The 12,638-nt window shown below is 43.9% G+C and carries 8 protein-coding genes; 6 read left to right on the top strand and 2 right to left on the bottom strand.

The window, feature by feature from the left end; translation table 11 throughout:
- Nucleotides 1-13 precede the first annotated feature (13 nt).
- The 4 genes from pepQ to MAR181_RS01985 all read left to right on the top strand — a co-directional run bounded on the left by pepQ (nt 14) and on the right by MAR181_RS01985 (nt 4,751).
- Nucleotides 14-1,312: a Xaa-Pro dipeptidase gene (pepQ, locus tag MAR181_RS02000; RefSeq protein ID WP_013794945.1), complete on the top strand. Its 1,299-nt coding sequence runs from the start codon at nt 14-16 to the stop codon at nt 1,310-1,312.
- A 336-nt stretch (nt 1,313-1,648) separates the two neighbouring features.
- A complete protein-coding gene (locus MAR181_RS01995) occupies nt 1,649-2,641 on the top strand; it encodes a tripartite tricarboxylate transporter substrate binding protein (RefSeq protein ID WP_013794944.1) in 993 nt (330 codons plus the stop codon).
- An 85-nt stretch (nt 2,642-2,726) separates the two neighbouring features.
- Nucleotides 2,727-3,242: a tripartite tricarboxylate transporter TctB family protein gene (locus tag MAR181_RS01990; RefSeq protein ID WP_013794943.1), complete on the top strand. Its 516-nt coding sequence runs from the start codon at nt 2,727-2,729 to the stop codon at nt 3,240-3,242.
- A 6-nt stretch (nt 3,243-3,248) separates the two neighbouring features.
- A complete protein-coding gene (locus tag MAR181_RS01985) occupies nt 3,249-4,751 on the top strand; it encodes a tripartite tricarboxylate transporter permease (RefSeq protein WP_013794942.1) in 1,503 nt (500 codons plus the stop codon).
- A 559-nt stretch (nt 4,752-5,310) separates the two neighbouring features.
- Here the strand turns inward: MAR181_RS01985 and MAR181_RS01980 are convergent.
- Nucleotides 5,311-7,173 carry a bifunctional sugar phosphate isomerase/epimerase/4-hydroxyphenylpyruvate dioxygenase family protein gene (locus MAR181_RS01980; RefSeq protein WP_013794941.1) on the bottom strand — a complete coding sequence of 621 codons (1,863 nt, stop codon included), beginning with the start codon at nt 7,171-7,173 and terminating at the stop codon, nt 5,311-5,313.
- Nucleotides 7,174-7,474: 301 nt separating this feature from the next.
- Between MAR181_RS01980 and pcaQ the strand changes: the two genes are divergently transcribed.
- Nucleotides 7,475-8,437, top strand: a complete 963-nt coding sequence (gene pcaQ, locus MAR181_RS01975; protein ID WP_013794940.1) for a pca operon transcription factor PcaQ — start codon at nt 7,475-7,477, stop codon at nt 8,435-8,437.
- A 186-nt stretch (nt 8,438-8,623) separates the two neighbouring features.
- Here the strand turns inward: pcaQ and MAR181_RS01970 are convergent, their stop codons facing one another.
- The gene (locus MAR181_RS01970) at nt 8,624-9,484 is read right to left on the bottom strand and encodes a shikimate dehydrogenase family protein (protein ID WP_245546198.1); all 861 of its coding nucleotides are present in this window, start codon (nt 9,482-9,484) and stop codon (nt 8,624-8,626) included.
- Nucleotides 9,485-10,324: 840 nt separating this feature from the next.
- Here MAR181_RS01970 and MAR181_RS01965 point away from each other — a divergent pair.
- Nucleotides 10,325-12,466 (top strand): methyl-accepting chemotaxis protein, encoded by a 2,142-nt coding sequence (locus tag MAR181_RS01965; RefSeq protein WP_013794938.1) that lies wholly within the window; start codon nt 10,325-10,327, stop codon nt 12,464-12,466.
- The last annotated feature ends 172 nt before the right edge of the window (nt 12,467-12,638 follow it).

The raw sequence follows: 12,638 nt of genomic DNA, 5'->3' as shown, positions 1-12,638 counted from the left end.
ACAAGAGCTAGCTATGAACACACTTTATCAACAACATATTGCCACTCTGATGCAGCGCTATGAGAACGCCATGGTGCATTTTAAATTAGAGGCGATTGTCATCGCTTCAGGGCATAAAACCTACTATTTCCAAGACGATCACAGTCATCCATTTCATGGCTATTCAGGGGCACAACAATGGCTGCCTTTTGATATTGGTGCAGACACCTTCCTGATTATCCAGCCTGGGCAGAAACCCACTTTAGTCTGGCCAATAAGAGACGACTTCTGGCATGCCCCTAATCCCATCCCTGAAGGAGAGTGGCAAAATAACTGGCATATTGAGCCAGCACGTCGCGACGATAAATGGTTTCAAAATCTGCCGAAACAATCCGCTTGGCTTGGGCCAAAGTCAGACCTAGAAAAACGGGATATTACATCCTGCGATGGCTTAAACGCCTATGTGGATTTTGCCAAAGCAGTGAAAACACCGTTTGAAATCCAAGCACTGCAGCAGGCAAGCCAATCCGCCGTCCATGGCCACCTTGCTGCCAAACAGGCGTTTTTGGAAGGCAAAAGCGAATTGGATATTCATCTGGCCTTTTTATCGGCTAGCCAACAAACCTCTGCACAAGAACCTTATCCTGGCATTGTCGGATTGAATGAGCATGCAGCGGTTTTGCACTATGAGCACAAAGCCATTAACGCCCTGCCGAACTCTCGTACCTTGCTGATTGATGCCGGTGCCAATTGTCATGGCTATGCCAGCGACATTACTCGCACCTATACCCGCCACCAAGATGATTTCTCTGCTCTGATTACGGGGTTAGATACCTTAGAACAAAGCCTATGCCAGCAAGCTACGACAGGCGTGGCGTTTCGAGACTTACACCAGTCCTGTTTAGTCGATGTTGCGCAGCTGCTGAAAGACCATAAAATCTGTTCATTAGGCATTGAAGAACAACTTGAGAAACGCATTCCGCAAGTCTTCTTTCCACACGGTTTAGGGCATTTATTAGGTTTGCAGGTACACGATGTAGGTGGCCATCAAATCGATTCATCAGGGCAACTTAGTATGCCTGATGATCATGCCCCCTTTCTGCGACTCACTCGAACCTTGGAAGAAGACATGATTATCACCATTGAACCCGGTCTGTATTTCATCCCGATGTTAATCGAGAAAATGCAAGCGGAAGTCGCCCACCATGGTTGTGATTTAGAACGCATTCAACATTTCATGCCTTTCGGTGGTATCCGCATTGAGGATAATCTGCAAATCAAATCCGAGTCATCGATCAATTTAACTCGCCAAGCCTTCCAAGCCTTGGAGTGAGAATTAATATAAAGCAATGCCTTCAACGGAAAGGGTCACCAACAGGGATGTTTCAACAATATTTGTCCGTGATAAAATTTTCAGGCGGCCTTATTCAATAAAATGAGTGAAAAATATGCCTTTTTCGCCTAAAAATGCCATTTTTCCGAGGGTTACCTATAACTAAACCGACATAAAATGAGTAAAATATGGAATAGATAGTCCCTTTTCTCGTGAACTACTCATAAGCTAAAGTAATCGACGTTGCCGATTATTTACTCGTTCAACAGTAAACGACAATAATAATAACATTTTGACCTTAATTGATGTGCTCAACTAAGGCTAACCGGAGACACTATGAAAAAAACAACAATAGCACTACTAGCCGCTCTATCCATCACATCCACGGCAAGCCTTGCAGCGTATCCAGATAAAGACATCCAAGGTGTCATCATGTGGGGAGCAGGTGGATCAACGGATACCGTTATGCGTTCCGTCGCACCTTATGCAGAAGAAGCACTTGGCACCGACTTAATTTTGTCGAACAAGAGTGGCGGTGTTGGCGCGATTTCGATGAAATACGTCAACAAGAAAAAAGCCGACGGTTACACCTTGTTAATGGGTGCCGAAAATCCTCAAATGCATAAAGTTCTAGGCCTATCGAACGTTGACTACAGCGATATGATTCCTGTGGCCATTCTTGCTCGTGGTGTGCCAATGATCGTCGCAAGAAACGATGCGCCTTATAATACAATGCAAGAGCTGATCAATTACATCAAAGCCCATCCAGGTGAAGTGAAAATTGGTTCAACAGGAAAAGGTGGGTTACCTTCCATCATCATGGCGATGATTGAGTCCCAAGTAAAACTTGATTACATCAGCATCCCATACAAGGGTGACGGCCCAGCTCTCACCGCCATTCAAGGGAACGCTATTGATGTCATGCCGGCCGTATTAGGTGCGACAAAAGAACAGATCAAAGCGGGCCGCATGAAGGCCATTGGTCTAATCGATAATCAAGCAAACCCTATGCTGCCTAACGTGGCTCCGATCACGGACACACTTCCAGGCCTAAACAGCTACCTTCCTTGGGGTCCATTTTTTGGCGTTTTCGTTCGCAAAGGTACGCCTGATGAAGCGGTTAATAAATTAACCAGTGCTTTCTCAACGGCCGGTGCGAGAGAGGAATTTACGTCAATGATGAGCAATCGTGGTTACTCTGTGATGAACATTTCTGGGCAAGAAGCCGTCGATTTCCTAGACACTTACCGCTCTGTCTCGTCTTGGTTGGTTTACAACGCGGGCGTTGGAAAGTTCTCTCCTGAGAAGTTTGGCATCCAAAAACCATAACCAGAAGCCTTTCACTCTATCGATTAAGAGACATCCCTTTTATAAGGCGATGTCTCTTCTCAATTCTGTTTTATCTGGAGAAATCATGTCCAGTCATGAATCCATACCCGAAACACGTAAACCGGGCGAACGTCTTTTCGGCTTTCTGCTGATCATAGGCAGCGTTTATTTGTTTTGGCAGTCATACAAGATTTCAGGTTTCAGTGATCTAAGCTCTGCAGGAGCTTTCCCTATGGCGACAGCCGCCACTATGCTTTTGGCTTCCTGCATTGTCTTTGTGAATACCTTAAAACTGCCAGCCACCCAAGGAATGGACTTCTTCTCTCACTGCTTTCCGCCTATTGTGGCGATTATTATGGCACTGATTTTGATCTATGCCGTGGTGCTGGAAAGCCTTGGCTTCATACTTTCCAGTTTTATCTTTTTATTTATTAGCATTCAATTTCTGTATCGCCGCAGTGTGTTAACAACACTGGCTATCAGCCTATTATCCTTGATTATGGTCTACATTGTGTTTCGTCTCGTTTTCCAAGTTGTGCTGCCTGAAGGCATCGTACCTGAACGCGATATCATCGCCTCAATAACCGCCTTGTGGAGATAGTCACCCATGGATGCTTTAAATTATTTTGCCATGTCTTGGCTTTCTCCTGACTTATTAGCGCTCACAGCTTTAGGTACTTTTTTGGGTATTTATGTCGGCGCGATACCAGGACTATCGGTTACCATGGCCGTTTCCATCTTAATTTCCTTTACCTTCTCATGGGATGTGAACAACGCACTTTGCCTGATGGTTGGGGTGTATATGGGCGGTGTTTACGGTGGTTCTCGTACGGCGATTTTACTGAATATTCCCGGTGCACCTTCCGCAATTGCAACGGCTTTGGATGGTTATCCACTCGCTAAAAAGGGTCTAGCTGGCGAAGCCATCGGCTTATCCACTGTGATGTCAGTGGTCGGTGGTTTTATCGGAATATTTGTTCTGGCTTTGGCCGCTCCCTCCATTGCCGAATTTGCCATCACCTTCCAACCTCGTGACTATATGATGTTGGGGATTTTAGGCATCATGCTGGTAGGGTCATTATCGGGTAGCAGCTTAGCAAAAGGTATTTTTGCCGGTGCATTTGGCTTACTGATCGGTACCGTTGGTTTAGATCCAATGACAGCCGATGAACGCTTCACTTTCGGCATAATTGAACTTTGGGATGGCATCAACCCTGTTGCCGTGATGATTGGTATGTTTGGTATTTCAGAAGCCTTACACCAACTGCAACATATGAACAAAGCGGTCATCAAGCAAAAGATATCGCGCATCATTCCAAGACTCTCTGATGTCAAAAAATACCTGCCACTTAGCATACGAACTTCGTTTATTGGCGTTATTGTTGGCGCTTTACCAGGAACCGGAGGCGACATTGCGGCATTGATGGCGTATGACCACGCAAAACGAACGACAAAAGACCCAGATGTCGCATTCGGTGAAGGTGCAAAAGAAGGTTTAATCGCCCCAGAATCGGCGAATAACGCCGCTGTTGGTGGAGCCTATATTCCTATGCTAACACTTGGCATACCGGGAGATGCGGTCACCGCCGTGTTCATCGGCGCCTTATTCATTCATGGCTTAAACCCCGGTCCACTATTGATGGTTGAACAACCTCATATGTTCTGGTTCACCGTGGGCAATTTAACGCTGGCCAATCTCTTTATTCTCGTATTTGGCTTAACTGGCATCAAGTTATTTTCAAAAATAGTGGAATGCCCAAAAGGCATTTTAATTCCACTCATCTTCCTGTTATCTATTGTTGGCGCTTACGCCATTAACAACGCGATCACGGACATTTGGTGGATGCTCGCTTTTGGGGTCTTTGGCTACTTTATGCGTCTCTACGGTTTTCCTGTTGGCCCCGTAATTTTAGGGGTGATCTTAAGTTCCTTAACAGATGAAAACTGGCGACGAGCTATTTTGACTGAACGAGGCAGCGTCATTGATCTATTCGCTCACATGTTTACCAGCCCATTATCTGTCGTATTATTGATGACCATAGTGTTGATTTTATTTACGAAAACACCGCTTTGGACAAAAATGATCAAACCGAAATTGTTCAAAATTTAAATAATCCTAAAGGTCTGCTGCCTTTCTAGCAGACCTTTTTCTTCTACAAGAAAATCACCTTAACGTTTTACTAAAACTTCTCCCTCACAAACCATGCATTCTTGTCTTTCATAGCCATAACCCCATTCGAAAACAGTCCATGGCGGATGGCTCACCTAGAAATCGGCTCGACATTTAACCTATAAAACAGATATCACTTTGCTCTTGTAAAAAGGCCTGTGGATTTGCTCGTACTGTCCCTTACGTTTTTAGAGGGTCAGTAGAATCAGAGAATCTATCAATAGAAAGGAAATCATTATTCTCGAAGGAAAGCATGGAAAGGATTAGAGAAACCAGAGAAGAAAACCTTCTCTGGTTTAAAAAACACATCTGGATCGGTTATCTCTATGGCTAAGGAAGGTACGAACAAGTTCACTGGCGTCAGCGTGGGAATCACTCTCTTTTATTCGAGGCAAGTTTGGCCGTCCAATATAAATATATTGGCAACAAGCTTAACAAAGAATTAAGAGAGCTTAGCCCACGCCCTTCGGATCTTTCAGAAGACTTATTCGCACCTTCCTTAGGTATCTTGTTTCACTTCCTGCCGTGCCTGAGCAGCAAGACGAACAAAGGCATTCGCTTCACCATAACGGCTGTAATCCCCAACCCGTTGAACCACTTCAAAGAAAACACCGTGTACTTCTTCTGTGTAAAAGTGAAAGAATTCCCCTTCCTCATTTCGATCATACATGATGTTGTGAGACTGAAGCTTAGCCATCAATTCTGGGGCAAGACCAAAACGCGCTTCAAGGTCTCGATAATAATTTTGCGGAATGGGTAACTGCTTTTCTCTGTCGATGTTCCTCGCCGCCGCAAAAATATCATCACAAGCAAAGGCAATTTGATGAACCCCAGACCCTTTTGATTTGTGCATAAAACGCTGAGCTGATGCACTGGGTGCATTTGTCATATTCAAAGGTATGCGAACACGCTTATCCTTGCTTAAGGCTGTACGACTAACAACCAAACCATGAATATCCGGTAAATCTTGGCTAGCATCAATATCAAATCCAAATAGGGACTTATAAAAAAACGACGCCGACAGAAAGTCTGTATTGGACACAGTCTGACCTATGTGGTCAAACCGTGTTAAACCAACCCCATCCTCACCTTGAATGCCCTGAATGGGTTTAAAATCAACCTCAAAGAAGCGTACCGCCGCATCACTATTCACTAAATACACTAGGCTGTCACCTATGCCTTTTAACGCGGGAATATTCAGCTCACTCGGACCAGTTTGATTATTGAATTGTTCAACACGGTAACGCTCAGCAAGCAACAATGTTGCTTTTACATCTTCACTAGCAAACGCCATCGCACACACGGACACACCATGATTCTTAAAATAAGAATGTGCCTGACTCTTTGGCTCACGGTTTAAGATCAGGTTGATGTTTCCTTGGCGCATCAAGCTGACTTCTTTGGAGCGATGCTGATGCGTCTCATGAAAGCCAAGTTGCGCTAACGTATTTGTTAATGCTTTACCGCTTTCACCTTCGATGGCAAATTCAATGAACTCCACTTCACTGATTTTTGGCGCGCAAACAGGCTCAATGCGATCCTCTTTTTTACTGACCGTTTGATCGTCCAACCAGATCAAAGAACGCATACCATCAATGGCTTTATTCAATGGCGAAGAAGAACGAAACTCGTCATTGAAAATTTCATGAGACAGATAATCATTGAACCCCTTGTCCTTAAGCACCTGTAAGAACTCAACGACTGGCATATCACCTTGACCAGGAAAACAACGAAAATGACGACTGTATTGCAGTACATCCATTTGCAAGCTTGGTGCATCGGCCACTTGCACTAACGCAATTTTACTCAATGGAATATCATCACGAAGCACATCCAAAGTGTTACCGCGCGAGAACATATGGAAGGTATCCAGAATGATCCCTAAATTAGGATGATCAACCCGTTTCACTAACTCCCAAGCGTCAGTGTAATCCGCAATGTGATATCCCCACGCCAATGCCTCGTAGCCCAACATAATGCCTTCACGTTTGGCCATATCCGCCCAAACATGAAGATCATTCGCACATACATCAAGGTCAGCAGAAGAGTACGGTTGCACATTACTACAAAATAATAAACGGCTTGTCCCTAACTCGTGAGCCACTTCCATCTTGCGCTCTAACATGACGCCTTTTTGCGAACGCATAGGTTCTGGCATGCCTTCCATATCACGAAATGGCTGCAAGGCAATAATGTCCAGGCCTAAATCTTCTGCCATCAAACGCACATCTCGTGGAGTACCGTCAAACTGGGTTAAATCATTTTCAAAAATCTCAACCCCCTGAAAACCCGCTTTAGAAGCCGCTTCAAACTTTTCTCTTAGGGTTCCTGACAAAGTTACGGTAGCGAGCGCTGTTTTCATTATTGTCTAATCCTCTGTATTACATAACTAAATCAATATATAAAAAGTTGAACCATCTCGGGCCAAAAGTGTTGTGATAGCCTTTATTTTTTGATGCTAGCACAGGATTTATTAAATATAAGGGGATTCATTAATGAAAAAATGCACCTAAAATATATCGTAAAAGGAATACATGACTACTTCCCTTTTAGAATGTTGAGGAGTGTAATTGTTTTAATACTGCTCTATATTGATACGGCCCTGTTTATGAGGCTAAACAGATAATCCGAAAGCATCCGCCACACCAATAGGAAACATGTCTATGCTAGAAAACCGCATAAAATATCGACACCTGCAATGTTTCTTAGAAGTTACCCGTCAAGGGAGTGTTGTGCGTGCCGCCGATGCACTGGCACTCACACAACCTGCCGTGTCAAAGAAACTCAAAGAACTGGAAGACATTCTTGGCGTACGTTTACTCGAGCGAAGTAAAAAAGGCGTTGAATTAACCGCTTTTGGTAATGTTTTTTTAGAACATGCCAGTACCAGTGTGGCGGCCTTAAGAGAAGGCACAGAGCGTGTCGCTCAGGTACAAAAAAAAGGCTTGATTCGCCTCAGTATTGGCGTACTCCCCACCGTTGCCACAAGCATTTTGCCCGAGTCAGTAAAACGCTTTCGTACCAACACATTGGATATCCGTTTACACCTAGTATCAGGCGCAAATTCTACTTTAATGAGTCAATTACGCATCGGTGAACTGGATCTTGTGGTTGGTCGTTTAGGTGTTCCAGAAACCATGTCTGGTCTTTCCTTTCAACACCTCTATTCAGAACAAGTGTCTTTCGTCGTAAGGCCTGATCACCCACTTCTTAGCAAAGCAAACTTTCAGATCAGCGACATTAATGAGCACACCGTTTTGTACCCACCAAAAGGCTCGATTACAGCCCCCTACGTAGATCGTTTTTTGTTATCACAAGGCGTATCGAACCTTCAAGATCGCATAGATACAATCTCAGACTCATTTGGCAAAGAGTTTATTCGTAATAATGATGCTGTCTGGATCGTCTCTCGAGGTGTAGTCGCCCGGGAAATAAGTGATGGCGAACTGGCTGCTCTGCCAGTGGATTCAAAAGAAACATTAGGTGCGGTAGGGTTAACAACACGTGCAGACTCCCATCCCTCCACAGCCTTGAAGCTCTTTATGGCCGCAGTACGAGAAACGGCTCAAACATTAGACAGTTACTATAATCCCGCCGATCATCATAAAGACTTCTCGGCAATCTAAACGCCAGACAATACCTTGTACGGTGATCACTCTCGTCCTGCCTGCTGCTTATTATCGCAGGGGGCGTTTGGCAAAATCATCAAGGTCACAAGGGGAATGTCGCCATCACGATACTTCTCAATAAAAAAGCACTCTCAATGAGCGTGCTTTTAGACAAATCTATGAATTTGTTGAGAGGCGAATAAGCTAAATTAAGTCACTAACTACCTGACACTTTTCTCGAAACAAATCCCAAACGAGAGAAGCATCTGAAATAGACTTCCCAGTGAAGATTTCAAACGCATCAATGCCTTGATAAAAAAACAAATCAAAGCCCGACACAATTTGTAAGCCTTTTCTGCTTGCTTCAATGAGAAACTCGGTATCCATCGGCGTATATACCGCATCAAACGCCCACTTCTGACCACCAATAGACGCCGCTTCAATCGGCATTCCAGGGCTTTTAAAATGACCAACTGGGGTACAATTAACCAAACCATCGGCCTCTTTTGCCGCTGCAGCAATCTCTTCTTTCGCCACATAACGAGCGTTAAAGCCATATGCATTGATTGCATCAACCAAAGATTTCGCACTGGCTTCGTTTAAGTCTGTTACCAACAACTCGGTCGCACCAACATCAAACAATGCAAAGCCAATCGCCCGCCCCACACCACCGGCGCCAATCATCAGCACTTTACCGGCAGGCTGATCACCAACACGTCCCTTATAACCACGAATAAAGCCACTGTAGTCAGTATTAAACGCACACACTTTACCGTCTTTAAGCAACAAGGTATTCGTCGCGCCGACTTTTTTTACCGCCTCATTGACGTCATCCGCACTGTCTATGGCGATCTGCTTGTAGGGAAAAGTCACATTAACCCCCACAAAACCAAGTTCACGAATTTCAGCTAATTTTGTACAAAACGATTGCGCACTACTGTCTTCTGGTTCCTGTAATTGATAATCAACAGGCAGTTGATTTAATTTACCCAACAAATCATGTAATGAAGGTGAGCGAGAAGAGTTGATTGCTTGACCAATAAGACCAAGATTTACCATTGTCATGTCTCCCAACGTATACCAAATATCGGATCTAACAGGGCACAACGGCACATCAGACCAACATAGTAACTAAAGAAAGTTGCCGTTAAAGAACACTCTAATAAGCAACGGTGTAGAATCACTTCTATCAAGGAATTATCACCTGCGTGGCAGAGGAAACCTGATCCTTGCTAAGCGAATCCGTTGTAAGAAAATAAAAGCCTACACCAAGAACCCTTTCTTGAATCATGAAAGTTTAGGAATACGAAGAGACGAAAAAATCATAGGTGCTATTGGTCCCCCTTCATAACCAACCGCTAAAGCAACGAATAAAGTGCGACTATCACACTGTCTGCCTTGTTATTGATAAAACCATAACTAGCTTTTAGCTTTGGCCTTATTCTCATGGTAGGACGCTCATCAAATTGCAGTAATAAGCCAACGACGCTCACCAAACGTTTGATCGTAAAACGAAACAGGTTGAAATCCTCGACATGATACAACCCATATTGAAATGGTTATTTTCAATGCAAACTAACCATAGATTGATTACGTATAACTGTTTGTCCTAATTGACTATTTAGACAGTTAAACATCGTCTAAGTGATTAATTTTGGTGCAGGGAGGTTTTTCTTAACCAAATTGGTGCGCTTTCCTTGCTGTGGAAAAACTCGACCGTTTTAGAATCTACTGCAAACAAAATTTAATTCAGTACAAACTTCTAGACATTTGTTTAGACCGCAGAACATCAAACTAAACTTCTGCTTATACCAAACTATGGCAAATATATTGCTTTTTTTAAGTCATCCCCCTATCACAACTACATTGAAGTAGTTGCATGAATGCAATGGAGCATTTAAAAACATGACACTAAAAAGTAAAAGTATGGCCCTTTCTCCTAAGGAGTTAAGTTGGTTACCTTGGTTTGGCGCAAATGGACGCCTTTCATTGTTTCGATCTTGTTATTTAAACAAAAACACCTATCAGACCGTTGAAAAAACCTTTGAAGGCATCGCCAATACGCGTGTTAAGTTGCTTGATAACTGGGTTAACAATCAGTGGTCGCAACTTGAAGTATTGTTAGAAATCATCTCAGAGAGCTTTCCCAATATTGAAACCAGCGCCCTCGAAGAACGTTTCAATATAGTGCCTGACGTCAGTGAATACTTTGTCATTGATGCCGAAGGCAAGGTCATTAATTCCACTGAAAAAAGTCGAATTGGACAGAACGACCTACCGGCTAATGCTGTCTCGGAAGGGTTAAAAGATTACTTCTTACACGGCCCTTATATCGATCAAAACACCCTAAAAATAGGCCCTTCCAGCTCGAAATTTCATGATGCAGTGACGCTGATGTTTTATTTACCCATCAAGCACGATGGCAACACCTTAGGAGCGATTTGTGCTCGTGTTCCAAACGATGTACTTGGGGATTTAATTCAACGTGAAGCAGGACACATTTATAAAGAATCCGGCGATAACTATTTGTTTATGGTCAAGCCAAGCTTCGACCCCGCTATCCTACCAGGCACAGCCTTATCCAGATCGCGCTTTGAAGACGACACCTTCAGTCACGGTGAAAATCTCAAAAGCGGAGTAAACACAGACTGGGGCGTAGTTAAAGTAGAACAGCATACCGAGTTTGAAATACGTTTTACTGACCCAGCGACTCAACAATTGCACCCAGGAGTGCGAGAAACCATTAAAAATGGCCAAAACCTATTTGTCACTTACCCAGGCTACTCGGACTATCGTCATATTCCTGTCATTGGTAAAGGCGTGACCTTTCAACTCAAAGGCAGCCCTGATACATGGGGCATGATGTGTGAAGGAGATTTGGAAGAAGTCTACCGACGCCGCTCAATCAACATAAAATTGATGGAAGGCTATCTTTTTGCCTCCACTCCCCCCTTATTAATTTGCTCTGCTTTGCAGGCCTTTACCGATTTATCTGTCACCAGCGACTTAGCCATTTCATTTGCCTGCTTATTGTTGGCAGGTGTCTTGTTTAATCGTTTAGGGACACGAAAAATTAGCCAAAACATGAGCAAAATGACAACCGTTATTCAAGCCATTGCTGAGGGGGAAGGGAATTTAAAACAGCGCTTAGAGGGCGACCTTAGTAATGATGAAACGGGGGATATGGGTCGTTGGATGAACAGTTTCATTGATAATTTAGACAACACCATAGGTGAGGTGATTTCAGCCAGCAACAATGTGAAAAACTCCAACCAATTCATGGTACACACCAATGAAGAGGCAAAAGACGCTTCACATTATTTAGCTTCTACCGTAGAAGACATGCTGACCATGTTCCAAAAACAGGTCAATGAAGTCGAAAGCGCCTCACAAACCGCAAATGATCTAAAGCAAACCATGGATCAGGTAGTCGCAGGTGCACAAAAACGTCTCGAAGATGCCAAAACAGGCACCCAAGAAATTCGTGATGTGGTCCGCACGACGGCCGAATCCGTTAAGTCGCTAGATCAGAAGACCAATGAGATTGCAGGCATCATCACCACCATTTCAGATATCACTAACCAAACCAACTTGTTAGCACTCAATGCCGCCATTGAAGCCGCACGGGCTGGCGAACATGGTCGTGGTTTCTCTGTGGTAGCGGATGAAGTTCGCAGCTTGGCATCCAAAACCGCCGAGGCCGCAGAAGAGATTCAAACGATGCTGGAAGGTATCCAAGAGGAAACCCGCAACGCTGTGAGCTTTATGGAAAAAGGGGCTGAAAACGTTGACCGTAACCTGCAGGTAAACGAACAATCAGGCAGTGAAGACAGCAGCTTATACGAGTTGGTTGAGACACTTTTTGAGGCCATGTTGCTGCTCAATGAAAGTAACAAGGAAAACGCCAATACCGCACAAGAAATGGGGGCCGCAACGGAGCAAATGAAACGCTCGATTGCCGCCTTACAACGACGTTCGTCACGAGTGGGATTGTCAGCCTTAAAGCTCAACTCGTTAGTCGGTCAGTTCCAAGTTTCCAAGCATTAATCATTACATTGCAGATTAAGCGCCCTTTGATGGCGCTTAATCTGTCCTCCTAGACACAACGCAACATCTCGCCATAGAACTCACATGAAGATTGCACATTTCTTTGCTTGACTTACGTCTCTATATATACGAAATTTCACATATGTTATTTTTCACATATATAAAGATTTAA

Origin of the sequence: Marinomonas posidonica IVIA-Po-181 (genome assembly GCF_000214215.1) — a bacterium.
GTDB lineage: Bacteria > Pseudomonadota > Gammaproteobacteria > Pseudomonadales > Marinomonadaceae > Marinomonas > Marinomonas posidonica.
The sequence above is the reverse complement of the archived record's forward strand: the minus strand, read 5'-3'. Positions and strand labels throughout refer to the sequence as shown.

Excerpts from the sequence above, each read along its gene's own strand:
- pepQ (WP_013794945.1), top strand. The coding sequence starts at position 14 with ATGAACACACTTTATCAACAACATATTGCCACTCTGATGCAGCGCTAT.
- MAR181_RS01995 (WP_013794944.1), top strand. The coding sequence starts at position 1,649 with ATGAAAAAAACAACAATAGCACTACTAGCCGCTCTATCCATCACATCC.
- MAR181_RS01990 (WP_013794943.1), top strand. The coding sequence starts at position 2,727 with ATGTCCAGTCATGAATCCATACCCGAAACACGTAAACCGGGCGAACGT.
- MAR181_RS01985 (WP_013794942.1), top strand. The coding sequence starts at position 3,249 with ATGGATGCTTTAAATTATTTTGCCATGTCTTGGCTTTCTCCTGACTTA.
- MAR181_RS01980 (WP_013794941.1), bottom strand. The coding sequence starts at position 7,173 with ATGAAAACAGCGCTCGCTACCGTAACTTTGTCAGGAACCCTAAGAGAA.
- pcaQ (WP_013794940.1), top strand. The coding sequence starts at position 7,475 with ATGCTAGAAAACCGCATAAAATATCGACACCTGCAATGTTTCTTAGAA.
- MAR181_RS01970 (WP_245546198.1), bottom strand. The coding sequence starts at position 9,484 with ATGACAATGGTAAATCTTGGTCTTATTGGTCAAGCAATCAACTCTTCT.
- MAR181_RS01965 (WP_013794938.1), top strand. The coding sequence starts at position 10,325 with ATGACACTAAAAAGTAAAAGTATGGCCCTTTCTCCTAAGGAGTTAAGT.